At 57.5% G+C, this 26,215-nt stretch carries 22 protein-coding genes and 1 pseudogene; all 23 read left to right on the top strand.

Annotation, left to right across the window (positions count from 1 at the left end; all coding sequences use genetic code 11):
- The first annotated feature begins 4 nt into the window (after positions 1-4).
- The gene (locus ABJO61_RS00685) at positions 5-1,084 is read left to right on the top strand and encodes an IS5 family transposase (RefSeq protein ID WP_348323489.1); all 1,080 of its coding nucleotides are present in this window, start codon (positions 5-7) and stop codon (positions 1,082-1,084) included.
- A gap of 369 nt (positions 1,085-1,453) precedes the next feature.
- A complete protein-coding gene (locus ABJO61_RS00680; RefSeq protein WP_348323487.1) occupies positions 1,454-2,884 on the top strand; it encodes a UbiA family prenyltransferase in 1,431 nt (476 codons plus the stop codon).
- On the top strand, positions 2,881-3,303 hold the full coding sequence (locus ABJO61_RS00675; RefSeq protein WP_348323485.1) for a GtrA family protein: 423 nt from the start codon (positions 2,881-2,883) through the stop codon (positions 3,301-3,303). Before ABJO61_RS00680 ends, ABJO61_RS00675 begins: the two co-directional genes overlap by 4 nt.
- Entirely contained in the window at positions 3,300-4,625 is a 1,326-nt protein-coding gene (locus ABJO61_RS00670; RefSeq protein ID WP_348323483.1) for an FAD-binding oxidoreductase, read from the top strand. Before ABJO61_RS00675 ends, ABJO61_RS00670 begins: the two co-directional genes overlap by 4 nt.
- Positions 4,622-5,359: an SDR family oxidoreductase gene (locus ABJO61_RS00665; protein ID WP_348323481.1), complete on the top strand. Its 738-nt coding sequence runs from the start codon at positions 4,622-4,624 to the stop codon at positions 5,357-5,359. Before ABJO61_RS00670 ends, ABJO61_RS00665 begins: the two co-directional genes overlap by 4 nt.
- Positions 5,360-5,445: 86 nt before the next feature.
- Entirely contained in the window at positions 5,446-7,044 is a 1,599-nt protein-coding gene (locus ABJO61_RS00660; protein WP_348323479.1) for a hypothetical protein, read from the top strand.
- Positions 7,045-7,391: 347 nt separating this feature from the next.
- Positions 7,392-8,556: pseudogene (locus ABJO61_RS00655) on the top strand (IS3 family transposase).
- A gap of 47 nt (positions 8,557-8,603) precedes the next feature.
- Positions 8,604-9,242, top strand: coding sequence for a GNAT family N-acetyltransferase (locus ABJO61_RS00650; protein ID WP_348323477.1), 639 nt, complete (start codon positions 8,604-8,606; stop codon positions 9,240-9,242).
- Positions 9,239-10,000: a WxcM-like domain-containing protein gene (locus tag ABJO61_RS00645; RefSeq protein ID WP_348323475.1), complete on the top strand. Its 762-nt coding sequence runs from the start codon at positions 9,239-9,241 to the stop codon at positions 9,998-10,000. The genes ABJO61_RS00650 and ABJO61_RS00645 overlap by 4 nt, the downstream gene beginning before the upstream one ends.
- The gene (locus ABJO61_RS00640) at positions 9,997-11,085 is read left to right on the top strand and encodes a DegT/DnrJ/EryC1/StrS family aminotransferase (protein ID WP_348323473.1); all 1,089 of its coding nucleotides are present in this window, start codon (positions 9,997-9,999) and stop codon (positions 11,083-11,085) included. Before ABJO61_RS00645 ends, ABJO61_RS00640 begins: the two co-directional genes overlap by 4 nt.
- A gap of 35 nt (positions 11,086-11,120) precedes the next feature.
- Entirely contained in the window at positions 11,121-12,644 is a 1,524-nt protein-coding gene (locus tag ABJO61_RS00635; RefSeq protein WP_348323472.1) for an oligosaccharide flippase family protein, read from the top strand.
- Positions 12,645-13,032: 388 nt separating this feature from the next.
- Positions 13,033-14,502, top strand: a complete 1,470-nt coding sequence (locus ABJO61_RS00630; protein WP_348323471.1) for a hypothetical protein — start codon at positions 13,033-13,035, stop codon at positions 14,500-14,502.
- Between the two features lie 37 nt (positions 14,503-14,539).
- The gene (locus ABJO61_RS00625; RefSeq protein WP_348323470.1) at positions 14,540-15,175 is read left to right on the top strand and encodes an acyltransferase; all 636 of its coding nucleotides are present in this window, start codon (positions 14,540-14,542) and stop codon (positions 15,173-15,175) included.
- A 67-nt stretch (positions 15,176-15,242) separates the two neighbouring features.
- Entirely contained in the window at positions 15,243-16,532 is a 1,290-nt protein-coding gene (locus ABJO61_RS00620) for a hypothetical protein (protein ID WP_348323469.1), read from the top strand.
- Positions 16,533-16,752: 220 nt separating this feature from the next.
- Positions 16,753-17,718, top strand: a complete 966-nt coding sequence (locus ABJO61_RS00615) for a phosphotransferase (protein WP_348323468.1) — start codon at positions 16,753-16,755, stop codon at positions 17,716-17,718.
- Positions 17,719-17,869: 151 nt separating this feature from the next.
- Entirely contained in the window at positions 17,870-19,069 is a 1,200-nt protein-coding gene (locus ABJO61_RS00610; protein ID WP_348323467.1) for a hypothetical protein, read from the top strand.
- Entirely contained in the window at positions 19,066-20,292 is a 1,227-nt protein-coding gene (locus ABJO61_RS00605; RefSeq protein WP_348323466.1) for a glycosyltransferase family 4 protein, read from the top strand. The genes ABJO61_RS00610 and ABJO61_RS00605 overlap by 4 nt, the downstream gene beginning before the upstream one ends.
- 161 nt (positions 20,293-20,453) lie before the next feature.
- Positions 20,454-21,062, top strand: coding sequence for a hypothetical protein (locus tag ABJO61_RS00600; protein ID WP_348323465.1), 609 nt, complete (start codon positions 20,454-20,456; stop codon positions 21,060-21,062).
- Complete coding sequence (locus ABJO61_RS00595; RefSeq protein ID WP_348323464.1) at positions 21,014-22,051, top strand: glycosyltransferase family 2 protein; 1,038 nt, start codon at positions 21,014-21,016, stop codon at positions 22,049-22,051. Before ABJO61_RS00600 ends, ABJO61_RS00595 begins: the two co-directional genes overlap by 49 nt.
- Positions 22,048-23,424, top strand: coding sequence for a hypothetical protein (locus tag ABJO61_RS00590; RefSeq protein ID WP_348323463.1), 1,377 nt, complete (start codon positions 22,048-22,050; stop codon positions 23,422-23,424). Before ABJO61_RS00595 ends, ABJO61_RS00590 begins: the two co-directional genes overlap by 4 nt.
- Positions 23,421-24,521, top strand: coding sequence for a glycosyltransferase family 4 protein (locus ABJO61_RS00585; protein ID WP_348323462.1), 1,101 nt, complete (start codon positions 23,421-23,423; stop codon positions 24,519-24,521). The genes ABJO61_RS00590 and ABJO61_RS00585 overlap by 4 nt, the downstream gene beginning before the upstream one ends.
- Complete coding sequence (locus ABJO61_RS00580; RefSeq protein ID WP_348323461.1) at positions 24,518-25,597, top strand: DUF1972 domain-containing protein; 1,080 nt, start codon at positions 24,518-24,520, stop codon at positions 25,595-25,597. Before ABJO61_RS00585 ends, ABJO61_RS00580 begins: the two co-directional genes overlap by 4 nt.
- 57 nt (positions 25,598-25,654) lie before the next feature.
- Positions 25,655-26,215 (top strand): dTDP-4-dehydrorhamnose 3,5-epimerase, encoded by a 561-nt coding sequence (gene rfbC, locus ABJO61_RS00575; RefSeq protein ID WP_348323460.1) that lies wholly within the window; start codon positions 25,655-25,657, stop codon positions 26,213-26,215.

Here is a 26,215-nt window from a genome sequence, read left to right as displayed (position 1 = left end):
GACAATGGACCAGCGGTCTCTCTTCGGGCTTTCGGAGCACCTTGAACGACTGAGCAAGAACGGCGATCCACTGGAAACGCTCGAGGCGACGGTGGACTTCGAATATTTCCGCGGCTGGCTGGTCGAGGGGCTGGGATACGGCGATGGGTCGAAAGGCGGTCGGCCGCCATTCGATCCTGTGTCGATGTTCAAGGCGCTGATCCTGCAGGCGCAACACAATCTCAGCGACGCGAAGATGGAGTTCATGATCCGGGACCGGCTCTCCTGGATGCGGTTCTTGGGCTTCGATCTCGGCGGATCGACGCCCGACGAGAACACGATCCGGCACTTTCGCAACAGGCTGACCGAGACGGGAACGCTGAAGCGGGTGATGAAGGCTTTCGACTGGCAACTCCAGAAGAAGGGCTACATCCCGATGTCAGGCCAGATTGTCGACGCGAGCCTGGTGCCGGCGCCGAAACAACGCAACAGCGAGCCGGAGAAGGCAGCGGTCAAGGAAGGCAAGTCGGCCCGGCAGATATGGACCAACGAGCCGAACAAGGCGGCCCAGAAGGACGTCGACGCCCGCTGGACGCTGAAGATCGGCGGCAAAGTCCGGTATCGTCCGGATGGAACACCATTGCCGATGATCGCCACGCCGGTCTTCGGCTATAAGTCGCACATCAGCATCGATCGGCGCTTCGGCTTCATCCGCGATGCGGTCGTGACGTCAGCCTCTGCGCCCGACGGCAGGCAACTCAAGCGCCTCGTGAGCCGTGAGAATACCGGCTCGGAAATTTGGGCGGACAGTGCCTACCGTTCGCAGACCAACGAGAGATGGCTGGCGGATAGGATGCTGACCAGCCGCATTCACCGGCGCAAGCCGACTGGCAAGCCGATGCCGAGAGTGACGGCACAGGCCAATGCGAAGAAGTCGTCCATCCGCGCCGCCGTCGAGCACGTCTTCGCGCATCAGAAAACCCGCTTCGGCCTCTTCATCCGCACCGTCGGCCTCGCCCGTGCGGAGGCGAAACTGACGCTCGCCAACATCGCTTACAACATGGACCGCCTGATCTTCCATGAGCGCCGTATGGCTACGGGATGAGTCCGCCCGAAAACGGCAAAACACTACGAAATCGCTGACCGGCTCGCTCCGGGAACCGAGAAACCTGCGATCCGCACAGCAGCCGCGTCCCCAGGTCACAAGGCAAAAGGGTTATTGCGGGTCTCCAGCTCGGACAGGTCCATGTTCGTCTTGGCCATCGAGGGTCTCCTTAGGGTCCGGGGTTGAAGTCGCCAAACTCCACCTCGATAGCCACCCGGGATCACACCGCCGATGGCGATGAAGTTACACCACGTGCTCGAACACTAACTCACAGTTCATTGCTATGGAAGATTCAAAGACTTGTTGTTATTGGGTAGGTGTCTGACAGTGATATCTTGAACCAGTCTCGTAGCGAGGAGCGCAGTACCTTTGTCTTTGAAATCCCGAGAAATCCTCGTTGTAGATCTGGACGGGACGCTACTTCGCAGCGACATGCTTTTCGAAAGCTCTTGGTCGGCCTTTGGCCGGGACTGGCGCAGCCCGTTCCTCTCCGTCGCTGCGCTGACTGGCGGCCGGGCATCCCTCAAGCGCCATCTTGCCACAGCTTCTGCCGTCGAGGCCGCCACTCTCCCCTACGATCCCAAGGTAATCGCGTTCGTGCAAGAGTGGCGCGCGTCTGGAGGAAGAACGGCCCTCGTCACAGCCAGTGACCGTGATTTCGCTGACGCGATCGCAGAGCATCTGGGCATCTTTGACGAGGTGCATGGCTCCGATGGCAAACTGAACCTGAAGGGCGAGCGCAAAGGGCAATTTCTAGAAGAACGCTTCGGATCGAAGGGTTTCACCTATATGGGCGATGCCAAGGCCGATCTATTGGTTTGGAAGCGGGCCGCCAAGGCTATCACCGTCAACGCCCCTGTCGCGCTGCGCCGGGAGGTTGAGCACGTCTGTGAAAGCGTCGAGCATCTGGTCACCGATGCCAAATCGATCAAGCCGTACATCAAGGCTTTGCGGCCGCATCAATGGCTGAAAAACACCCTCGTCTTCCTGCCCATGCTGGCGGCGCAACAGCTGGACAGTCAGACCTTCCTGTTGTCGTTGTTCGCTTTTGTCTGTTTCAGCCTTGTGGCGTCGAGCGTCTATGTGCTGAACGACCTTCTTGATCTTGCTGCAGACCGCGCGCACCCGCGCAAGAGACTGCGGCCCTTTGCTTCTGGAAGCATTCCAATTGCCCACGGCACATGGATGGCGGCAGGGCTGCTGATCCTGGGAGCCCTACTGGCGATCAGCATTAGTCCGTCGTTCCTGCTGGCAATGGTGGCCTATTACTTTCTAACCACGGCCTACTCCTTGCAGCTTAAGCGCCGGATTGTCATCGACATTTGCGTGCTGGCCGGGCTGTACACAGCCCGGATCATTGCGGGGGGTGTCGCCACCAACATTCTGCTATCGGTCTGGCTGCTCACCTTCTCTGTGTTCTTCTTCCTGTCTTTGGCAGCGGTTAAACGCCAGGCGGAGCTTATCGACAGCGCCGAGCGGGGCAACCTCAAGGCCAGCGGGCGCGGCTACCATGTGGATGACCTGCCAATCATCTCGGTGATCGCGATCGGGGCCGGATACGTATCCGTGTTGGTGATGACGGTCTACGTGACTTCACCCGCGGTTGTTGAACTCTACGCCCATCCCGAAGCTCTGTGGGGCGTGTGCGCCGTCCTACTTTACTGGATTACCCGCACCGTGATGGTAGCACACCGTGGTCAAATGCATGACGACCCAGTCGTATATGCCGTGAAAGATCGGATCAGCCAGATGTGCCTGCTGATAATTCTGGGCTTCGTGCTCGGGGGGGCGCTGGCGTGACGGTGCAGACGCTCATTCTGCGATACGTGGCTTTCGCCGTCGCGGCGACTACTACCAACCTCGCCACCCAGCGGTTGGTGTTGCAGTTCGGGGATACGGGTGGCTACTTCGCAGCTGCCGTGGGCGCAGGAACCGTCGTCGGACTTGTGATCAAGTATGTCCTCGATAAGCGCTGGATCTTCTATGACGTCGAAACAGGCGTGAAGAACCACAGCCGGAAGTTTTCAATCTACACAGCCATGGGGATGATCACGACGGCGATCTTCTGGGGCACTGAGACTGCCTTCTGGCTGACCTGGCAGACGGACATGATGCGCGAGTTGGGGACGATCCTAGGGCTCTCGGTCGGCTATGTCGTGAAATACAACCTAGATCGGCGCTTTGTGTTTACCGATCAGCACTTGGCGGCGTCGTCATGAAGCTGTCGGGATGGGGGCGATATCCTGTGCTGGAGGCACGGACGTATCGGCCGCGCAGCATGGACGCGCTGAGGAACCTTGTCCTCTCCGAACCAAGCCTGATCGCCCGCGGCAATGGCCGCGCCTATGGCGACAGCGCCATCAACACGTCCGCCACCATCGAGACGCAATACCTCAACCGGATGATCGCTTTCGATTCCGCTTCGGGCCAGCTAGTCGCAGAGGCCGGCGTGCTGCTTGGCGATATCATCACCGCCTTCTTGCCCCGCGGCTGGTTCCAGATGGTCACGCCAGGGACGAAGTTCGTGACGTTAGGCGGCGCCATCGCGGCGGACGTCCACGGCAAGAACCACCACAAGGACGGAAGCTTCCGATCATGCGTCGACTGGATCGATGTCATGGGGCCGGATGGTGAAATCCGCCGCTGCTCCCCGAAGGACAATCCAACCCTGTTCGACCACACTCTGGGCGGCATGGGGCTAACTGGCATCATCTTGCGTGCCGCAATTCGACTGCAGTCGGTCGAAACCGCCTGGATCCGCCAAACGACGATCGCTGCACCCAATCTCAACGCTGCGATGGCCGCTTTCGAAAGTACGCAGGACGCGACCTATTCTGTTGCCTGGATTGATTGCCTGGGGACCGGCGCCAATCTTGGACGCTCACTCGTAATGCTCGGAGAGCACGCAGTCCGAGCTGATCTGTCACCGCAGCAGGCGCAGACGCCCTTCCGGACCAAGCCCAAACGAAAGCTTTCGGTCCCGATCGATTTCCCAGCCTTTGTGCTCAACAGCCTGACGGTCCGCGCTTTCAACGCCCTCTACTACTGGGCCGGAGCACGGAAGACCGGCACGCAACTGGTGGATTGGGACAGCTACTTCTATCCGCTCGATGCGATCCAAGGGTGGAACCGTATCTATGGGCAGAATGGCTTCGCGCAATTCCAGTGCGCCTTGCCTTTGGACCGATCGGAATCTGGGCTCACGGCAATGCTTTCCGAAATCGCGAAGGCCGGATCCGGGTCCTTCCTCGCCGTGCTCAAGCGCTTTGGCAAACAGCACAGCGCCTTCTCCTTCCCAATGGAAGGTTACACGCTGGCGCTCGATTTTCCCGTCACGCCCAAGACCCTCGCGCTGCTGGAACGCCTCGACCAGATCACAATCTCGCATGGCGGCCGCTTCTACCTCGCGAAGGACAGCCGAATGAGCAGTACGACGCTGCGCGCGTCAGACCCCCGCGCTGCAGAGTTTCAAGCCCACCGCGACAGCCAAGGGTTCAACAGCCGGTTCCGGTCGGCCCAATCAGAAAGGCTGGACCTGTGACAAAGCCCCCCGTTCTCATCCTCGGCGCCCGATCGGATATCGGCAAAGCGGTGGCACACAAATTCGCAGCCCTCGGTCACCCTGTTCAGCTGGCCGCGCGCAAGGCCTCAACCCTTGAAGTCGACAAGACCGACGTCGAGTTGCGCTACGGGGTTCCGGTCAGCTTGCATGAGTTCGATGCGCTGGCCACCGGAACGCACGAAGCCTTTGTCGCAGCACTGCCCGAGTTGCCGCATATCGCGGTCTGTGCTGTCGGCCTCATGGGGCAACAATCGGAGAACGAACGCGACGTTGAGGCCGCGGCCCTCGTCATGCGAAGCAATTACGAAGGGCCCGCTAGCATTCTGGCAATCCTGGCAAACCGTTTTGAAGAGCGCGGTAGTGGCACCATTGTCGGCATCAGCTCGGTGGCCGGAGAACGCGGCAGGGCTAGCAACTACATCTACGGATCCGCCAAGGCTGGGGTTACGGCATTCATATCTGGCCTACGCAACCGGCTGGCAAAACGCGGCGTTCACGTTGTGACCGTCCTGCCGGGTTTTGTTGCAACGCAGATGACAGAAGGAATGGACCTGCCTGCCAAGCTCACCGCCGAGCCGAGCGACGTCGCGGATGCGATTGCGCGTGCTGTGGGGGGAAAGAAGGATGTAATATATGTCATACCGACTTGGCACCTGATCATGCTCATCATTCGGAATATTCCTGAATCTATATTCAAGAGGATGAACATCTAATCTATGGTAGCACGATCGCAAAGCGTACTTGGGTTTTTATACGCAGGTAAGCTTAACTTACCGCTTAGACAAAAGTAAAACACCCAATGATACAAGATAACATAAACAAAACCACTCATCGAATATTTGTGGCGTCTTTGGCTATAAGCACCCTTGCGACGCTGGTTGGCTTTTATCTTTTTTCCCGCTTTACCGTAGATGACGCCTTCATTACTTGGCGCTATGGCCAAAATTTAGTTGAGTTCGGGATATGGGGGTATAATCCTTCGACATTAGACCTGACACAATCATATACAAATCCAATATATGCCGCACTCTCTATTGTGCCTGCAGCTCTAAATATTGATTCAGTGCTCTTCTTCAAAGTACTTTCAATATTGTTAATTTCCGGTTATCTAATCGGAATGGTAAGAATTGCAGCCAACAAGCGCGTAGCTGCCCTGCTTTCGATTAGCTTGCTTGCACTACCCGCGACTATGATACATGCATTTTCTGGATTGGAAACGTTTGCTTATACTGTTTTTCTGGGGTTCTTGTTTATCTCTTTGACGAAAAACAACGTCAGATCTGCAACTGTACTAACAGCAGCCTTGATATTTATTCGCCCTGAAGCGTGGACACTTACAGCACTACTGCCGCTATATTTCTTTTTTGACACAAACATAAAGGAGCCAAATTTCATCGATGGCCTTAAGACTAGAGCTTATAATTTTGCCGCAAATAAATATAGCTCTCTTATTCCAGGACTTTTGCTTGCAATATATCTATTCTCGTCAACAGTTTATTTTGACGATCCACTCCCAAACACGTTCTATGCGAAATCTGGAGGAAATTTTAGCCCAGCAAAGTTTCTTACATTTTCTTTCTTTGTTGCCCCCACGTTATTTTTTCTGAATAGAAGGAATTTAAGTTTCGGTATATTTGTTATTGCTTACTTTTCACCGATAGTTCTTAACTATACCACGTCGAACTTACAGATGAACTACGCTGAAAGATTCGCATTCCAAATCTTTTTTCCTATCGCGATGCTCCTCGCATTCACTGCGGCCAACCAAACCAGAGTGGCGTATGTTTCTTTCAGCGAAGATTTCAGTAAAGTGCTTAGGATCCCTCTATCCCTTGTTTACAGTGGCGCCCTAGCATTCTTTTACATCCCATTTGCTATTTCCTCTTCAGGCACATCAACGCTGCTCGCCGTATCAAACGATTATTCGCGGGTATTAACAGCTCATTCATCGCTCGGGAGAATGCTTGCTGAAATATCAGAAACCTACAATATATCGGCGTTTTCCCTTGGGGATGCGGGCGCTGCCGCTTTCCAGTCACGATTGATCGCGCTGGATAATGTAGGGCTCGGGAGTAGAGCGGTCGCACGTTCAGGAATGTCTTTCGAGGTTCTTGATCTCTACAGTCCAGACGTAGTTGTATTTCATTCAGGCCCATTGGGAGTGCGGGCAAACGCACATAATCAAGGCGTAATTCAAGAGTGGGTCGCTCAAAATCACTATCTACAAATTTGTGATATTTACCTAAGGTCGGAATACACCCTGCGTATTTTTTCGCGAGTTGAACTGCCTGAAATGTTGGAGGTTTGTGAAACAAGTAGAAGACTAAACGATATTGGGGAGCTCGCTTACTTTTATACTCACATCTCCGAGCCACCTTGGGCACTATGGAGAGAATAAATGTTTGCGATGACATTACTGTATCCGACAGGAAAAATTCAGATAATGCGTTTCGAATGAATTGCGTAAAGTGCTAATGGGCCATTTCCCAGACGGCCTTAGGGCATGATCAGGCGGCTTTCGTGGTTATGCAGAAATGGGGTCGATCTCCTCCTTGTCGATCTTGGCGAAAGCTTCGACCATCATGCAGCGTCTCGAGGTCTGCCATTCGTCGTTGCTCGAACAGCACGGCGCCGATCAGGCGCATGATGGAGGCCTCTTTCGGGAGATGCCCACGACATTGACCTGCCACTGAGATTTTCCTCCAGATGGATTTAGAGTCCGGCCCTATTGAAGGGAGACGGACGATGAAGCGATCCAGGTTTACGGAAGAGCAGATCATTGGTGTTCTGCGGGAACATGAGGCCGGTGCGAAGGCGGCGGACCTGGCCCGCAAGCACGGCATCTCGGAAGCGACGCTATACAACTGGAAGGCCAGGTTTGGCGGCCTCGACGTGTCGGAGGCACGGCGGCTGAAGGCGCTGGAAGACGAGAACGGGAAGCTGAAGCGGCTGCTCGCCGATGCGGTGCTGGATGCGTCTGCTCTTCGTGAGCTTCTGGCAAAAAAATGGTAGGGCCCGCCGCCAAGCGCGAGGCTGTCGCTCATCTGCGAGAGAGGTTCCAGATGAGCGAGCACCGGGCCTGTTCCGTGATCGCGGCGGATCGCAAGACGATCCGGTACCGCTCGCGTCGGCCACCCGAGACGGAACTGCGAGCAAGGCTGCGGGAGCTCGCCAATGAGCGTCGGCGCTTCGGCTACCGGCGGCTGTTCATCCTGCTGCGCCGGGAGGGTGAACCGTCAGGCATCAATCGCATCTACCGGCTCTACCGGGAAGAGGGGCTGACGGTTCGCAAGCGCCGTTCCAGACGGAGAGCCGTTGGCGTCCGCGCGCCGATCCTTGTCGAGGCCCGGGTCAATACCCGCTGGTCGTTCGAGTCCATGCCCAGATGGCCAATGGCCGCCGTTTCCGGGTTCTCAACATCGTCGACGATGTGACGCGCGAGTGCCTTGCCGCGATCCCCGACACCTCGATCTCGGGTGTGCGTTTAGCCCGGGAGCTGACCACCCTGATCGAGCAACGCGGGAAGCCCGGCATGATCGTCTCCGACAATGGCACCGAGTTCACCTCGCATGCGATCTTCGCCTGGTCGAAGGACCATGCCGTCGACTGGCACTACATCGCGCCCGGCAAGCCGATGCAAAACGGCTTCGTGGAGAGCTTCAACGGGCGGATACGTGATGAACTGCTGAACGAGGCGCTGTTCTTCGGCCTCGATCACGCCCGTCAGGCCATCGCCGAATGGGCGGAGGACTACAATACAGGCCGTCCGCACTCGGCACTCAACTATCAGACACCGGCAGACTTCGCTGCCAAACTCATCGCAACAGGCCGCCCGAGAGGGCATAATCAGGCCGCGACTCTAATCCCCGGTGGGGGAAACTTCAGTGGCAGGTCAGTTCCTCAAGCGTAAATTGGCGGAATACGAAGCTCTGCAGACTGAAATCGAGGCGCTTCGCAATGAGCTCGATGATGCCCAATCTGCGAGCCTTGGTAAGAATTCTTGAAAGACTGTTTTTTGACGCAGGAGCTATTATGATCAGTATTGCAAAACCGCTTTCAAGCTCAATAGAAGGACGAAATTTGCGGCTGCGTTTGGTCGAATCGGGGGATGCAGCTTATCTGCACCGGCTGCGCACGGATCCCGCCTATAACCAGTATCTGTCCACCGTCGATGGGAGCATTCAGGATCAACAGCGTTGGATCGAAGCGTACAAAGATCGTGAGGCGTTGGGGGGAGAATTTTATTTTATCATCGAGCGACGCGATGGAGTGCCTTGCGGAACCGTGCGACTCTACGAGATAGCCGATGACCGCTTCACTTGGGGTAGCTGGATACTTGACTCAAACAAATTGCGCAACGCGGCACTGGAAAGCGCACTGTTGTCATTCGGGTTTGGTTTCCATCACTTGGACCTCAACGTAGCACGTATCGACGTCCGGGCCGACAACTACCATGCAATCGCTTTCTATCAGCGTTTCGGCATGACTAAAATCGAGCAATCTACCTACGAGATCGAATTTGAGTATACGCGCCCTCAATATGAGGAAGACAAGCCAGTTTATTTGAAAGTACTGGAAAACGAGGCAAGCGTATGACTGGCGTTTCTGAAGACTCGGTCATCCCAGACACCGCCAAGATCCACACCTCGGTGACGATCGGGTCTCGCGTCGTGCTCGCCGGCGACGGGATAGAGTTGTCAGAGGGTGTTCAGCTTGATGCGGCATGCGTCATAGGAGAAGGTGTCACCGTAGGGTCAGGCGCTTGGGTCCGGGCTGGGGCGGTCGTGCTCCGCTCGGTCCCCCCAAACGCAATCGTCGAAGGCAATCCGGCGCAAGTGGTTGGCTATCGGGAAAGGGCCGGCGCGGGCGTTCTCCCAGATCCACGCCATATTGACATAAGATCATACGATCACCTCACCAGGCCAGCTCGCGTGCCCCTCGGCATAGGTGACTGCGCCCTCTACCTTATGCGTCGCATCGAGGATGCCCGCGGCGGGCTGACGGTGGGCGAAGTGCCAACCGAGGTGCCGTTTTCGCCGGCCCGGTATTTCGCCCTTTTCGACGTGCCGTCATTGGAGTTACGAGGCGAACATGCCCACAAGCGCTGTCAGCAGTTCCTGATCTGCCTGCATGGGGCCTGCAGAGTGCTGCTCGATGACGGAGACCGCCGCTGCGAAGTCACACTGGACCGGCCGGACATGGGCGTATTCATGCCCGAGATGATTTGGGGCACCCAATACCGCTACAGTCCTGATGCAGTGCTGCTTGTATTCGCATCGCGGCCCTACGAAGCGGACGACTACCTGCGGACCTACAACGAATTTCAGGCAGAGCTCAAAAGGACAGCAAAATGAAGGTACCCTTTCTTGACTTGGGCGCCGCCTACTGGGAACTAAAGCCCGAAATCGATGAAGCGGTCCAGCGTGTGCTCGAAAGTGGCTGGTATATCCTCGGTCCTGAAGTCGAAGCATTCGAAACAGAATGGGCTGCCTATTGTGAAGCTGAACACGCAGTCGGGTTGGCCAATGGCCTTGATGCACTGACACTTGCGCTGCGCGCACTGGATGTCGGACCGGGAGACGAAGTGATCGTGCCCTCGAACACCTATATCGCGACCTGGCTTGCCATAACCGAGGTTGGAGCAACGCCGGTGCCGGTCGAACCCGACCCGGCGACCTACAATATCGACCCGGCGCGCATAGAAGCAGCTGTTACGCCGAGGACGCGCGCGCTGTTGCCTGTCCACCTCTATGGCCAACCGACGGATCTGGACCCCATTTTAGAAATAGCCCGGCGTCACGACCTTCGCGTGGTCGAAGACGGAGCGCAGGCCCATGGTGCCCGTTACAAGGGGCGCCGCATTGGAACCCATGGTGACATTGTGTGCTGGAGCTTCTACCCAGGCAAGAACCTCGGCGCCCTTGGCGATGCCGGCGCCATCACAACCAACAACACCGCTTTGGCGCAGCGAGTGGCCATGTTGCGAAACTACGGCTCCCGCAAAAAATACATCAACGAAGAGCGGGGTATGAACTCGCGCCTCGATCCGATCCAGGCCGCTGTGCTGCGGGTAAAACTTGCGTATCTTGACATTTGGACTGAGCGCCGCCGCACTATCGCAGCTCATTACGGCGAAAAGTTGCGCGGCACCGGGTTGATTTTGCCGCATGTGCCAAATTGGGCAGACCCGGTATGGCACCTTTACGTCATCCGCCATGCAGAGCGCGATGCTCTTCATACCAAATTGTCTGAGCAAGGTGTAGGAACGCTCATACACTATCCTATTCCGCCCCACATGCAGGCGGCTTATTCAGAGCTGGGGTATGATCACGACGCCTTTCCGCTCGCCCGAGATATGGCAGGAGAAGTCCTGAGCCTGCCGATAGGGCCGCATCTTGCTGCGGCGCAGTTGGACGTCGTGTGCGACGCCCTAAAATAAAAGATGCGTCGCATATTCGCGACGTTGGAGCGAGCGTGAGCAAACCTACCAAAGGCATGTTTCATTCGTTAGGCTACATGCTGGCTGCCCATTTGACCAATAGCATCATTTCGTTGGTCAGAATGAAACTGTTGGCGCTTCTTGTTGGTCCGTCAGGCATTGGGATTCTCGGTCTGCTCCAAAGCATCCAGTCGACATCGACGTCACTTGCAGGCTTGGGCATTGTCACCAGCAGCGTGCGGCAAGTCGCCCAGACTCAGTCTGATCCGCAGGTCTTCCCGTTGATCAAGTCGGCGTTATTCTTCGGGGTGCTGCTTCAGGGTGTCGCGGCGATGATCGCTGTATGGGTCTTTAGCGAGCCATTGGCCAAATGGTTTTTCAACGACCCCGGCTACGGACACCAGGTCGGGCTGCTCGCGATCGCGATCCTACTCACCATGATCGGGTCTTCCCAGGTCGCGTTGCTGCAAGGATTCCGTAAGGTCAAGGACCTTAGCCTAATCATCGCTATCACCGCACTGGCCAGCACTGCCGTCGGTCTCTTAGTGATCTCGTGGATCGGAGAAGAAGGAATCATCTGGTTCCTTCTGGCCCAAGCGGTCATCAACATTATTGTTGCGCATGTCTTTGTACGAAAAATCGAAATCCGCACGTCCACGAAAACAAGTTTCCCGATGCTGCTGGAACGCTGGATGCAAATGGCGCGCCTAGGAATACCCTTCATGTTAGGCGCCTTGGTTACAGCTGCCACGCTGCTGGCGGTTCGGAGCATAATAGTTGACAAGGCGGGTCTTGATGCTGCCGGCTATTTTTCTGCATCTTGGTCGATTTCACTTCTCGTCCTCAACTTCATTCTTCAGGCGATGCATACTGATTTCTATCCGCGTCTGAGCTCGAACGGCACTGATAAAAAGCAGACCGCGGAGCTGATTAGTGGACAGATACTGGTTAATCTGTCTGCTGGCGGTCCGATCATTCTATTCGTCATCCTTTCGGCGCCCTTTCTGGTGACCCTGCTTTTCTCCGAATCCTTTGCGCCCACTGTTGAATTACTGCAGTGGCTGTGTGTTGGAAATGTGATGAAACTTGTCAGTCTGCCTCTCAGTTACGTACTCGCGGCAAGAGGCCAATCGGTTTTGTTCTTTATAGCAGAAGCGCTGTGGAACGGACTGTTCATCGTCATCATCCTACTCGGCTATGATCAGCTTGACCTGACAATCGTCGGCATATCATATTGCACTGCATATGCGTTTTTCTTCATTGCCCACATCGTATACTTGCAGATCTTTTTGAATCTGCGCGCGGCAAGCGATGCGTTGCAGATTTCGGCCATCATGATTGGCGTCAGTATCATTGTTTTTGCCCTCTCGAATGGCTATGGCGCTTACGGTATCGGATTTGGCGCACTCATCGCGATTGTTGCCAGTGTGCTGGCGCTTCGCGCAGTGGTTGCTAGGACGATGCGTTCCAGCACTGCGGTGCCGACATTGATCCTGCGTGTTTGCAAGATTATCGGTCTGCCCCTTCGAGACCCAGAAGCCTCCTCCAATACAAAATGAGCAAGGAGTAATTGCGCCACGCATTGAGCATTTCGGCACAAGGCCACGCCAGCCTCCTCAGTACAGTACGCAAGACGAAACGTCAGGGTGCCCACAACGCAGGGGTCAAATCTGGTTTTACGGAGATGATAGCACCTGAAACTCGGAACGGTTTTTCGTTTAACACCGGGGCGGCTTGTGACAATCGATCGACGCAGCTACGAAAATAAAGCAGGTTGATAAATCTGGCACTCCTAACAAATTTAGCTGAGCCTTCCTTGCCAAACCTATCAAGTCAGTCTTGCCCGCATATGAAACAAAGACCCAAACTACATTGAAAAATCTCATGCCTCCTCCCAAACCCATGCCTCTGGAAGGGTTACCTTTTCCGAGAATAAATCTGAGCGACGTGACGAGCTTCTACGAACATCTAGTTTCAGAAGCATTGGCACAGGTCCGCAAGCGACGCTGGGCAGAAGCGATGGACAAGATGGTTCAGGCCGCCCGGATCGCCTATCTGGTCAATTGGCGGTATCAGGACAGTCGCATCGAAGCTGCGCTCAAGCTGATCGCCGAGGCTGTGCTTTCGGCTGAAAACAACCCGCCTTCCGAAAGTGAGCGCATCGTCTTCTTTGATAGTTGGGGGCTGGATGCACGCGGATTGAGCCTTCAATACATCCGGGCGCTGAACGCTGCCGGGGCGTCGATCCTCTTCATTTGCGAAACCCGCAACGAAGCAGGCTCGGTCGGTCTACGCGAAGAGTTGTCCAAAGGTGCAGCCACGGAAACGCTGTACCTAGATGGCGTGGACAACGAGCTGGAAAAAACGCGCCGAGTCCACGAAACGATGTCTGCGTTCCGGCCGTCTCGGATACTAATGCACATGACCCCCTGGGCCGTCGGCGCCATTGTCGCGTTTCACACATTTTCGAAGGTGCCTAGGTACCAGATCAACCTAACGGATCATGCGTTTTGGTTGGGGACAGGCTGCAGTGACTATTCGCTGGAGTTTCGCGACTACGGCATTGCCGTCAGCCAGGAAAAGCGCGGAATGCCGCCCGAACGGACGATCCTGAACCCCTACTATCCCATCGTCGAAGATAGTCAGTCCCACCCCCTTCCAGAACGCAAGGATGGCGAGGTCGTGGTATTCTCTGGCGGAGCCTTCTATAAAATGTATGGCAGAGAAGGCTACTTTTTCGACCTTATCGGGTTCTTGCTCGATGATAATCCAAACGTAGTTTTCTGGCTTGCCGGCAATGGACGCACCACATTGTTGAATGAGCGGCTGGGGGCTCACCTCAAAAGCGGACGTGTGAAACTGATTGGAAACCGAAAGGATATCAATGCGGTATTCCAAGCGTGCGACATCTACCTGTCCACCTACCCGTTCTGCGGAGCGTTGATGGCGCAGCTCGCAACCCACCACGATGTTCCGATTATTTCCTTCACAAGCGCTGACTTGGTCACAAACCGGCTTGAAGACATCGTAGGGACCGATGACGTCCCCCAGATAACCCACACGGATATTTTCGCGTTCCGACAACAGGCCGCTGCGCTGATCGCGGATGCGGAGCTGCGCTCCGTTGCCGCCGCGCAGGCCAAGTCCGCCATGCACGATCGAGACCAGTTCGAGCGACGCTTCCAAGAAATCCTCTCGCGGACGGACGATCAACCGTACACTCCGTCAAAGCTGATGGAGGTCGACTATGATGCCTTCACGAGCCTGTACCTGGAAATTGAGAACCATTTCCAAGACGAGCTTGCCAAGCGGCTGGTACGAAACACAACGGTGAAATCAACGCTACGGTTTCCTCTACTGACGGCCAAGGCGGCGCTCCATGTCGCCTCGTTTTCGCTGGTGAAGCGGGCAAACTAGATGCAAGTCACCTGCGCTCCCCCACGGGTAGAATAAGATGGGCAAACGCTTACTGCTAAATCTGGCAACTGCGATTGTAGCGGTCCTTCTTTTTCCGGCGCTGTCCTACAAGGCTCGGTTCTGGCGGTACCGGGTATTGGGTTTGGCCTTCACGGCTCGCAATCGGGCTAAGTTCAAGGCCGTAGGCCGAGACGTTTTCCTGTCCAGCGACCTTATCCTACGGGGGCCTGAATTCATCATCATCGGACAAGGCTCCAGTGTCGGGCCAAGATGTTCTTTGGCGACCTGGCAAGACGGCACAACTGCAGACCAGGCGTTGCTTACGATTGGTGAGAACACGTCGCTCGGTGAGGGAACACACATCACTGCAGCCAATCGTATCGTTATCGGCAACAATGTCCTGTTCGGAAAAAACATCACCGTTTCAGACAACAATCACGGGCATGCCACGGTTTTGGAAATCGAGGTGCCGCCTGCTCGGCGTTCATTGGTCGGCAAAGGCCCCGTGGTGATCGAAGACAACGTTTGGATCGGTGACAAGGCAACCATTCTGTCGGGCGTGACGATCGGAAAAGGTGCGATTGTGGCGGCCAATTCGGTTGTGCTCGAGGATGTTCCGACTGCCACCGTCGTTGCCGGTATTCCGGCCAGACCAGTGAAACAAATGAAATGACCAGAACTACACCAGTCATCGCGGCACAAACGTATCAATTTCCCGACTTACAAGCGAAATTCAAGAAATGACTCTTTCTTCCCTGTCGAGCACACAGCCTGAGGCATGCATCTTCACGATCTGCACCAAAAGCTACATTGGCCTTGCGAACGCCCTTGGCGCGTCGCTTCGAGACCGAGGCGTTGAGGCAGAGTATGTGATCGTGATCGTCGATCACGACATCTCGGACGTTTTAGTCCCCTATGGGCGCCTTGTCTCCGCCAAGGAAATCTGCGGTTATTCGACGGCGGACTGGGCGCAGCGTACGTTCAAGTACGACGTCGTCGAGCTCTGCACCTCGATCAAGGCACGTTGTTTTCAGGTGTTATTCGCGGCCGGGGTCGAAAAGGTCATCTATTTCGATCCCGACATCATAGTTTACGACGATCTGAACGGCGTGTTCGCGGAACTTGATGACCATGATGTCTTGGTAACGCCACATCGGCTTTCTTATAGCAGCGACATGCCAGCCCGCGGCGGCGTGTTCAACATCGGTTTCCTCGGGGCATGCCGTGGAATGGCGACTGACAGGGTGATGAAATGGTGGGACGCACGTCTCGAAGACCGCTCGACCAGCGATCCCATGCGGGGGTTTTTCACTGACCAGAAATGGCTGGATCACCTTCCTGTGCTAATGCGCGACGGGCGTTTGATGGTTTCCGGGCATCCTGGCATGAACCTGGCCCCCTGGAACATTGACGAGCGCACGCTCGAACGACGGGGCGATCAATGGTTTGTCGCATTGCGCGAACACGAGGCAGAAGCGCAGCCACTGAGTTTTGTACACTATTCCGCCTTCAACTACCGAATGCTTGCCGAGGGCAAGGATGACGAACGAACCCTCGAAATAGTGGTAAAGATGCCTGAGTTCGCCGAACTCTCCAAAGTCTTGGCTCGACACCTAAAAGAGGGGAGGTTCCTCGACTACGCTTCGATACGTTATGAGTTTTCAAGTTTTTCTGATGGACGCACAATTCTACAAGGACACCGACGCATCTTTTCCAGGTTGATGGAAATGGGAGAGCAATTCCCCGAGCCCTTCTCAGCAGATGGGGGGTATTACCGGCTGCTCAAACGCAACCGCCTGCTGACACCGCCTGGGTCTGCTGCGGGGCAGAAAATACGCGGCGCCGCACTGGATAGTAAAGTCGGCCGCGCCGCCAAATTACTCGACATGCTATCCTGGTTTACAGTGCGCCTGCTTGGCTTTGCCCGGTTCACCCAATTGAGCAAATTGCTCGTTCGCTATTTTCACACGAACAACCACGTGCGATTGGTCCGTCGTGACGGGAAGCCAATAGATGTCGAATATTTCTAGGACCAACACGACGTCCAACGCTCTAGCAACGCCTCTGTCCATCTCAACGAGCTATGACGCGTTCCTCGAGGATATCGCGTGTCTAGGAGTCGCGCCGACTGTCGCGGGTCCGAGAGAGATGTCATTTGGGCTATTCAGCGCCCGATCAAACGACAGGTACTGGCTTATCCCGTTGACACCGCGCGGCGCAACCAAGGCAGGGTTCGGGATGCTACAACCCGTGACGCGTTCCGCGGAACTCGCAAAACGCGCTGCCCTGCTGGCAATCGACCTGCGTCTCGACGCACTCTGGGCGCGCCGACTTGTATTCTTGTCAGGCCTACCCTCGCTCCCGATCGCGTTTCCCCAGACCGTTGGAGCGGTGTCGTATTTCACCGGCACCGATGGTCCTCATCGGAAAACGGCGATTCAGTTCATGACCGGTTCAGGCGCAATTCTTGGTTATGGAAAGGTGACGCGAAACGCAGAGATCGCTGCATATCTGTCGGTCGAGGCCAAAGCACTCGACCGGGTTGCCCGGATGCAGCTCAAGTCGGCGGGCACACCGCAACTGCTCGGCGAAGGTGTTGCCAACGGGGCGAGATGGATCGCCACCGACAGTCGACGAGGGAAGACGACGAGCGTGCCGAACGGCCTTGTTCCGATGCATGTCGCATTCGTGCGGGAACTGGCAGCGCGGACCAAGCGCTCAGATGACGCCGAAACGATCGCCAACATGCTTGCGCTATCGGCAGCTGACGCCGATGCGGATTGGTCACGGCGGTTCCATCGCGCAAACGCCCTTTTCAGTCGCTGGGAAAGTGACATCGAGACCAGCTTCGCGCACGGGGATTTCACCCTCTGGAACAGCTTCATCGATTCAGGCGGGCTCTATGTCTTCGACTGGGAGTATTCCCGCGATGGCATACCAGTCGGGTTCGATCTTGTACATTTGCTGCTGTCCCGGCCGACGGACATGTCGGCGCATGACGAGAATGAGAGAGTAGTGGCACAATTGTCAGAGATTCACTTCACCGGGCATGTGCAGCGCGCCCGACATCACTATCTCCTTTCCCTCATGGCGCATGCCTCCTTCTATCAGGACCGCCAAATCCGAGTCGGTGCGGCGGCTAGCGGCTGGAGCAATGCAGATCTCTATGCCCGCTTAATCGACGCGATGCTAAGCGACATAGGATCCGAGTTTTGACCTATGGTTGGAGTTTTTCCATGAGGCCGCCCGTCGCCCTAAGCGCCCAAATGCCCGTTGCGGGTTCGTATAGCAATACGCCAAGTTTAATTCGGATAAGAACAGTTTTGAAAAGTGCGTTGAGCGGAGCATCGCAAACGAGGGTTTGGGAATGAGATCACGAAGCCTTGTTCTCAACTCGCGACATTTTTTCGTTTTCATTCTGGTGTCTTACGCAGTGGTGGTGTCGCTGTTCCTAGGTGCCGATACACGAAATTATTTGGTCTTATTTGCTGCTATGACAGGCGGAGTTCTGTTCCTTCGGCTCGGCCTCACCCTTCATCTACAGGCTTTCTTGGCCTTCGCGCTCTTCTCGATCATGACGGTGCTCAGTCTATTTCAGGATGGAGCGGGACAGTTGTTGTCCGTGGGGCTTACTTTTTTATACGCTGTGGGATACTTCGCCATCGCGAGCCTTCTGGATCGGGTCAAGGACAAGCGAGCCTTTTTGATGAAGGTAATGCGCGGAATTATTTACGCCTTTGCCATGCTGTGCATAGTTCAAATGGTCACCTCGTTGGCGGGACTGCCGGTCCCGAACCAGATAGGGGGGAGCAGTTTGTGGAGACACAATTCGCTAGCCTACGAACCCTCACAACTTGGCCGGATCGTTGGGATAAGCATGCTCTGCTATTTGATGCTGTCTCGCTTGCCGGGAGAACCAGAACGGGCAAGGACGTATCAGAAACTATGGGTAGCCTTTCTAACGGCGATGCTTTTAAGCGGCAGCGCGCTGGCAGTGGTAGCAATACTATTAGTCTACGGTCTGTCGCGCTCCCTGCCCTGGCTTTTATTAATCGTGATGGTCTGTGTGCTGATTTGGCCAACAGTTTTGCTAATCGACTTCGAGCCACTTCAAAGGTCTGTTGTTCTGATATCCAGTCTTCGTTCGCTTGATGTTGATCAGGTTCTGGGAGCAGATCACAGCGGAGGAGTACGCGTTGCCCCTCTGTTGATCTACCTCCGCGATGTGTCCATGGCTGAACCAGGTTTCTGGTTAGGCTATGGTTTCGAAGGCATCGAACATTTTTTTCAGGGTAAAATTGCCGGAGTTAGAGATGATAACTATGGCGCAGGTTTCTTGCCTGGCTTTGCCGTAGTCTATGGTGTCTTGGCATTCGGCTTCTTCGCCTGGATCTTTGCCTTGCGGCAGCTCAACCAGATCACGCTGCCGCTTATCGCATTCTGGGCAATCTTAATGACTAGCTCAGCAATAAACACCCAGGTCTTCTGGTATGGTCTGATCGTCATCCAAATCGCTTGGGCTGCCAGCCGTGACGTCGTCCGTTCATCCGCAAGTGTAAAACCATGAAAATTCTGATTTCAGCCTATGCCTGCGAGGCAGGACGTGGCAGCGAGGGTGAGATCGCCTGGCGGATGGTACATGAGCTGGCCCGGACGCATGACGTGCGGGTGATCACCCGAGCCAACCTACGGACGGTGCACACGGTAGCCTTTGCCGAGATTCCGAAACCTGAGCGCCTCGAGTTTATCTACTTTGATTTACCCTGGATCTTCCGATTCTACAAACGCGGAAAGCGGTTCTTCCTCGTCTACTACTACTTGTGGCAGATCGGCGTTGGGCTGAGGGCGCGCAACGCTCTGCGGGAGGCGCCAGCGGACGTCCTGCATCACCTCACTGGCGGGATGGACTGGATGCCCTCGGGGCTAGCGCTCTGCCACGGGCCGTTCGTCTGGGGGCCAGTCGGAAGCGAAAACACTCATCCGACAATCCTACCAACCCTAGCGTTCTCAACGCGGGCGAAAGAGGCGGTGCGGGTGGCGCTGCGCTGGACCTTGCGTACCTTCGATCCGTTCACCCGGATCACCGCTGCGCGGGCGAACCTGATCCTGAGCCACACGCCCGAGGCCCTGCCGCGGCGCTACCGTCCGAAGGTGCGTCCCTGCGTCCAGACAGGCATCGCCGACCTGCCGGCGCTGGCCCGCCCCAAGGAGGAGGTCGCAAGCGCCGACGCCCTGCGGCTGGTATATGCGGGGGAGCTGAAGGACTGGAAGGGCGCGCGCATCGCCCTCGATGCGGCCCTGCGCCACTTCGAAACCAATTCCGACGCCGAGCTGGTGGTCATCGGCGACGGACCCCTGCGCGGTCGGATGGAAGCGGCCGCCGCCGCCCATCCCGACGGGGCGCGGGTCACCTTCCTTGGCAAGGTGCCGATGGAGCGACTGGTCGACGAGCTCCACCGGGGAGACGTCTTCCTCTACCCCTCGTTCCACCACGGCCTTGCGACGGTGGTGTTGCAGGCGATGCTCACCGGGTTGCCAGTGGTGTGCATCGAGGGCGACGCGACCGGGCGGGCCGTGGGCGCGACCGCGGGGATCACGGCGCCGCTTTCGAAGGAGGCCCCGCCCCATGCGGCGGTCGCGGAGGCGATCGGCGCGCTCGCGGCAGACGAAGCGCGGAGGCAGGTGCTCGCCCGGGCGGCGCGCCGGACCGCGCTGGACTCGTATTCCTACGAAACGCTCGCGGCCAACGTCGATCAGGCCTATCGCGCAACGCGCAATCGTCCTTTGTAAGATTTAGCGCACAGGAGAATTTGAATATGTTGAGATGGTTCGTTTCTGTGAACCGACGAGCGGCGCGGAAACTGGAGGAGAAATATCCGCGCTTTTTCCTCGAGTCGCGCAATTTCGGCGACGACTTTCGCGCGACGGTCCGGAAAACGCTTAAGGAAAAAATGCCTAAAGTCATCCTCGAGGTTGGCGGCGTCGACCGGCCGACGCTACAGAAAAGCCCCGACTACGCGTATATCGGGCTCGACATCGATGCACGGGAAAACTGCTATGTCGTCTACGACCGGTTCATTCACGGCTCGATCGAGGACGAAACGGACCTCGACGGCGTCGAGCTCGCGATTTCGAAGGCCGTCTTCGAACATGTCCCCGACGTCACCCGGGCATTCCAGACGGTCTACGGCGTCATGGGCAACGGGGCGGTGATGCACCATTATATCCCGTCGGGCTTTCATCCCTATTCGATTGCGCTAAAGATCGTCGGCGAAAAACCCCAGAAATGGCTGATCCGCAACCTGCGCCCCCGGCAGGACGCGATCAACACCACGGGGTACCCTGCGTTCTTCAACCATTGCGACCCGATCTCGATGCGCAAACTCCTCGAACGCACCGGTTTTCGCGACGTGAATTTCATCATCTACTACAAGGCGACGGATTATTTTGCCTTCTTCTTGCCGGCCTACCTGCTGGTCGCGACCTTCGAAAACCTCGCCTCCAAGATGGGGTGGACGATCTTCGCCAGCGGCATGGTCGTAACCGCGAAGAAGCCGTGACACAGCCCGCCGAAACCATGACCGGCCCGTCGGTCTCCATCATCGTCTGCGCCTACAACGCGGAAAAAGACATCCCCGAGACGCTCGACAGCCTGATCGCCCAGAGCTACGAGGCGCTCGAGATCCTTGTCGTCGACGACGCCTCGACCGACGCCACCCCCGAGATCGTGCGCGATTACGCCCGGCGCGATGCGCGGGTGCGCATAGTCATCCACCCCGAGAACCGTGGTCTTGCCCATGGCCGCAAGACCGGTGTGGCCGAGGCCAGCCACGAGCTGCTGACCTTCATCGACGCCGACGACATCGCCATGCCCGGAATGATCGAGCGGCTGGTCGAGGCCCTGCTGGCCGACGACACGCGGCTCGGCGTGTCGGCCTACCGGGTCTATTTCGACGACACCCGCGACCTCGGCGTGCAGAAGGTCGGCCCGACGACGCGCGACGACTACATGCGGCTCTACGACGGGCAGAAGCTTGTATTCCTCTCCTATCCCAACCTCGTGCGCAAAACCGATGTGCTCGCGGTCGGCGGCTACCGCGTCGACGTGATGCCGAACGACAACGGCATCCGTTACGAGGATTTCTGCGAAGACCTCGACATGTGGTGCCGGATGTCAGACCTGAGCGCGGACGGGCGCTATTTCATCACCCTGAAAGAGCCGCTGTCGCGCTACCGCAAACCGGCCGGGTCGATGTCGACGAAGAACGTGCGGATCATGCAAGACAAGATGCGCTGGATTAAAGACTGTCTGCGCCACCGGCGTGCCGGGAAGCCCGAGCGGAGCTTTGCCGACTTCCTCGCCTCGCGCACGGCGTGGGAAAGGTTCTCCGACCGGCGCGCCAACGCGGCCGCGGGCTTCTACAAGAATGCGGGCTTTGCCTATGCCAGCCGCAACTATCCCGGCCTCGCCTGGTATCTCCTTCTGACCGGCCTCACCTCGCCGAAGCTCGTCCGCCAGAAGGCCGCTACCCAGAGGGCCAACCGATGAACGCGCCCCGCGACAACGGTCCCGAAGCTCTCGAGGGCCGGGCGCTGCGCCGGTTGTTCGCGGGGCTCGCCGAGCACAAGGTGCGCTACGCGGTGCTGCGCAACCACGAGCACTTGCCCGACCGGGTCGGCTCGCGCGACATCGACATGCTGGTGCATCCCGACGACCGCGCCACCGCCCGAAGGGTCGCGCTCGGGTTGGCGCGCGACCTCGATCTCAAGGTCTCGGATCTCTACGACGACGACATGTTCTCGTCGATCTGGCTGTTTCGCCGGATGGAGGACAGCGCGGCGTTTACCCTTGCAATCGACTTCTTCCCCGGCCGGCGGGTCTACGGGGTCGAGCTTTACGACGTCGAAGAGGCGCTCATCGATCTGCGCGATCACCGGGGCATCCCGGTGGTGCGCGAGCCGTTCGTGTTTCTCGACAAGTGGCTTTACCACCTCGTGGTCGGCCGGCCGACGCCCGCGAAATACGACGCGCTCTTCGCCGGGATCGCCGAGCGGCATTTCGACGAGCTGCTGGCGCATGTCGAGACTTTTCTCGGCCCGCACGAGGCCCGAAAGGCGCTCGAGACCGTGCGCGCCGGGCGCTCGTCTGAGCTGCGGGCCCACGGGCACCGCGCCCGGCTCGCCATGTTGCGCGCCCGCCTCACCCCTCGCGGCCTTATGACCCCCCTCGCGTTCCTCGCCTACCGGCTACGCGACCAGGTGAGGAAACGCGGGCTGTTCCTGTCGATCAGCGGCCCGGACGGCGCAGGAAAGACCACGGTGATCGACAGGGTCGTCGCCCAGCTCGAAGCGATCTACGGGGCGGACGAGATCAAATACGCCCATTTCCGCCCCACGGTGCTGCCGCGCCTCGCCGTGGTCGCCAAGAAGGCGCATGCGGTCGAGACAGTCGACGAGAACTACGACGAGCCGCACCGGGCCAAACCCTCCGGGCCGGTGGGGTCAGTGGCGCGACTGGGTTACTACTGGCTCGACTACTTCGGTGGCTACCTGCGCAGCGTGCGCCCGGTGCTAAAGCGGCGCGAGGTGATGCTATTCGACCGCTACTACTACGACATGATCGCGGATCCCTTCCGCAGCCGGATCAAGCTTCCGATGCCAGCACTACGCTTCATCGGGCGGCTCCTGCCACTGCCAGAGCATGCCTTTTTCATCGAGGTTGACCCCGGTGAAATCCATCGCCGCAAGCAGGAGCTGACGATTGAGCGGATCGTCGCGCTCAACGCACGCTACGGTGATCTTGCCAACCGGGGTTGGCTTACTCGGATCGACAATAATGGCGCGCCGGAGGTCGCAGCCGCAGAAATTATCGACCATATCGTGGCCAACCGCCACGCAACAGTGATGCGGCGGCTAAGGTGATCGTCTTCTGCCATCTGCTCAACGACCGCTCTGGCAGCCCTACGGTGCTCCGCGCCACACTGGATGCCCTCGATGCACGGGAGGGCGGACTGCTCTTCGTCGGCTCGCAGGGGCGCGGCATTCTGGAGGAGGCGGGCGTACCAATCCGGCGCTACTGGTACCGTCGTAGCCCGTATCGGATCATTACGCTGTTCACCTATTTCGCCAGCCAAGCTGCACTGTACCGGGCGTTGAGGCATTCGCGTGACATTCCCCTCGACGCCACGGTCTTCGTCAACACACTGCTACCCTTTGCGGCGATGTTCTGGGGACGGCGAACTGGGCGCCGGGTAGTAGTGCATATCCACGAGGTCTCGATTAGGCCGGAGGCACTACGCCGCTTCCTGACGGCGTGCGCGGCGCGCTGTGCGGACCTGCTGCTCTATGTCTCGCACGATCACTGCGCCCGCCTGCCAATCGACGGGCCGCCGGCGCGGGTCGTCCCGAACCCGGTCAGTCCGGCACTCGCGGTACGCGCCGACACGCGTCTACCTCGGCAGGACGGCCTCTTTCGAGTGCTGATGTTGGCCTCGCTGCGGAGCTACAAGGGTGTCGAGGAGTTCATTACGCTGGCCGCAGCGCTGCGCGACCGTAGCGACATCGCCTTCGACTTGGTCCTGAACGCCGAACCAGGCGAGGTGGACGCCTTTGCCGCGCGCCATGCCGGCGCCGGCAATGTCACGATCTATCCGCGCACCGACGATCCAGCCAGTTTCTACACCCGTGCCGACCTAGTGCTTAACCTCGCGCGGGTGGACCAATGGATCGAGACCTTCGGCCTGACGCTGGTAGAAGCCATGAGCTTCGATATCCCGGTGATCGCGCCCCCCGTCGGCGGCCCAGCCGAGATCGTGACAAACGGGGTCGAGGGCTATTGCATTGACTCGCGGGACGGCGCGGCACTCCGCGACGCAGTGCTGAAGCTGGCTGATGATCCAGAAGCCTATAACGCGATGGCCCAGGCGGCGCGGAAGCGGGCGCAGCATTTCACCTTCGATGCCTACGCAATCGCCCTATGCGACGCACTAAACAGCCTTGGCAAAGGGCAGGTCAAATGAAAATTGGACTCCTTGGAACCGTTGGCGTTCCGGCCCGCTATGGCGGGTTCGAAACCCTCGCCGAAAACCTTGTCCGATATCACAAAAGGACTGGTCAACGGGCTGAACTGACTGTTTGGTGTTCAGGAAAAGATAATACCGAACACCCTGGGCGTTTCGAGAGCGCCGCTCTGCGCTACGTAGGTTTGCGGGCCAACGGAGTGCAGAGCATTCCCTACGACGCCATCAGCCTGTGGCAAGCTGTCCGCAGCGAGCATAATAGGATCCTTCTCCTTGGCGTCTCGGGCGCACTTGCCCTCCCCTTGATCCGGCTCATCAGCCGTGCGCACATCCTGACCAATATCGACGGGATCGAGTGGAAGCGCGAGAAGTGGAAAGGGGTCGCGCGGATGATGCTGCGCGCCTCGGAATGGGCGGCGGTGCAGTTCTCGCACGAGGTGATCGCCGACAACCAGGCTATCGCCGACCACCTCCGAGACACATATGGAAGTGGATGCCACGTCATTGCCTATGGTGGTGACCACGCCTTGCATGAAGCCGGCGAAGCGGAGGCCCCCGGGGGATTACCGGACCGCTATGCGCTGGGGCTATGCCGGATTGAGCCTGAGAACAACGTGAACGTCATTCTCGAGGCGCTAGAAGAGCTCGGCATGCCGCTGGTCTTCGTGGGCAACTGGGACAGCAGCGCCTATGGGCGAAACCTCAAAGCACGGTATGGCGAAAGCCCCAATCTCTACCTGCTCAACCCAATCTACGAACCCGCCGTTCTACACGCAGTGCGCGCGCGCGCTTCGGTCTATCTGCACGGCCATTCGGCGGGTGGAACAAACCCGTCGCTGGTGGAAATGATGCATTTCGGCATACCAGTTCTGGCCAATGGCTGTGCCTTCAACCGCCACAGCACTGAAGGCAAAGCGCGTTATTTCCAGTCCGCATTCGAGCTGGCTGACCTCCTGCGCAGCCTCGACCCAGCAGATGCCGCTCAGATCGGTTCTAACATGCGCGAGATTGCGCAGCGCAAATACACTTGGGACCAAATCGGCAAGGCCTATTTTGATCTTCTTGATCGCGCTTAAGCCGAAGCAAGTGGTATTGAACACGATAACTTTAGAGATCAGAAAGTCGAATTCAAAGTGGAAATCACAGAAACAAAGTTGTCAGGTGTTAAGCTATTAAAACCTCGGAGATTTGGCGATCATCGAGGTTTCTTTGCCGAAACATACAGCCGTCGAGTATATACAGAGATGGGCGTGGATGATGAGTTCATCCAAGACAACCACTCGCTCTCGGCGGCGGTTGGCACCGTGCGTGGCTTACATTTTCAGGCGCCACCGCACGCGCAGGCTAAGCTGGTGCGCTGTGGGCGGGGGGCGGTTTTTGATATGGCGGTCGATATTCGGCGCGGCAGTCCCACCTATGGGCAATGGGCGGGGTATGAGCTCAGCGCGGAAAATGGCGCTCAGCTTTATATTCCGGTGGGTTTTGCACATGGCTTTGCCACGCTCGTGCCAGACAGCGAGATTATCTATAAATGCAGCGATTATTACGCGCCCGAAACCGAGGGCGCGCTGCTCTGGGATGACCCGGATATCGGCATCGAGTGGCCCGTCACGGGCGAGGCGGTTTTAAGCGAGAAAGACGCCATCGCGCCACTGCTGGCCGATTTTAATAGCCCATTTACCTTTGAGGGATAA

It is taken from the genome of Parvibaculum sp. (assembly GCF_039973015.1).
In the GTDB taxonomy this organism is placed as follows: domain Bacteria; phylum Pseudomonadota; class Alphaproteobacteria; order Parvibaculales; family Parvibaculaceae; genus Parvibaculum.
The sequence above is the reverse complement of the archived record's forward strand: the minus strand, read 5'-3'. Positions and strand labels throughout refer to the sequence as shown.

What these genes read in the sequence shown, in the direction of transcription:
- ABJO61_RS00645 (WP_348323475.1), top strand. Translation starts at nt 9,239, where the DNA reads ATGACTGGCGTTTCTGAAGACTCGGTCATCCCAGACACCGCCAAGATC.
- ABJO61_RS00670 (WP_348323483.1), top strand. Translation starts at nt 3,300, where the DNA reads ATGAAGCTGTCGGGATGGGGGCGATATCCTGTGCTGGAGGCACGGACG.
- ABJO61_RS00640 (WP_348323473.1), top strand. Translation starts at nt 9,997, where the DNA reads ATGAAGGTACCCTTTCTTGACTTGGGCGCCGCCTACTGGGAACTAAAG.
- ABJO61_RS00610 (WP_348323467.1), top strand. Translation starts at nt 17,870, where the DNA reads ATGAGATCACGAAGCCTTGTTCTCAACTCGCGACATTTTTTCGTTTTC.
- ABJO61_RS00620 (WP_348323469.1), top strand. Translation starts at nt 15,243, where the DNA reads ATGACTCTTTCTTCCCTGTCGAGCACACAGCCTGAGGCATGCATCTTC.
- ABJO61_RS00605 (WP_348323466.1), top strand. Translation starts at nt 19,066, where the DNA reads ATGAAAATTCTGATTTCAGCCTATGCCTGCGAGGCAGGACGTGGCAGC.
- ABJO61_RS00580 (WP_348323461.1), top strand. Translation starts at nt 24,518, where the DNA reads ATGAAAATTGGACTCCTTGGAACCGTTGGCGTTCCGGCCCGCTATGGC.
- ABJO61_RS00650 (WP_348323477.1), top strand. Translation starts at nt 8,604, where the DNA reads ATGAGCTCGATGATGCCCAATCTGCGAGCCTTGGTAAGAATTCTTGAA.
- ABJO61_RS00600 (WP_348323465.1), top strand. Translation starts at nt 20,454, where the DNA reads ATGCCTAAAGTCATCCTCGAGGTTGGCGGCGTCGACCGGCCGACGCTA.
- ABJO61_RS00660 (WP_348323479.1), top strand. Translation starts at nt 5,446, where the DNA reads ATGATACAAGATAACATAAACAAAACCACTCATCGAATATTTGTGGCG.
- ABJO61_RS00590 (WP_348323463.1), top strand. Translation starts at nt 22,048, where the DNA reads ATGAACGCGCCCCGCGACAACGGTCCCGAAGCTCTCGAGGGCCGGGCG.
- ABJO61_RS00625 (WP_348323470.1), top strand. Translation starts at nt 14,540, where the DNA reads ATGGGCAAACGCTTACTGCTAAATCTGGCAACTGCGATTGTAGCGGTC.
- ABJO61_RS00685 (WP_348323489.1), top strand. Translation starts at nt 5, where the DNA reads ATGGACCAGCGGTCTCTCTTCGGGCTTTCGGAGCACCTTGAACGACTG.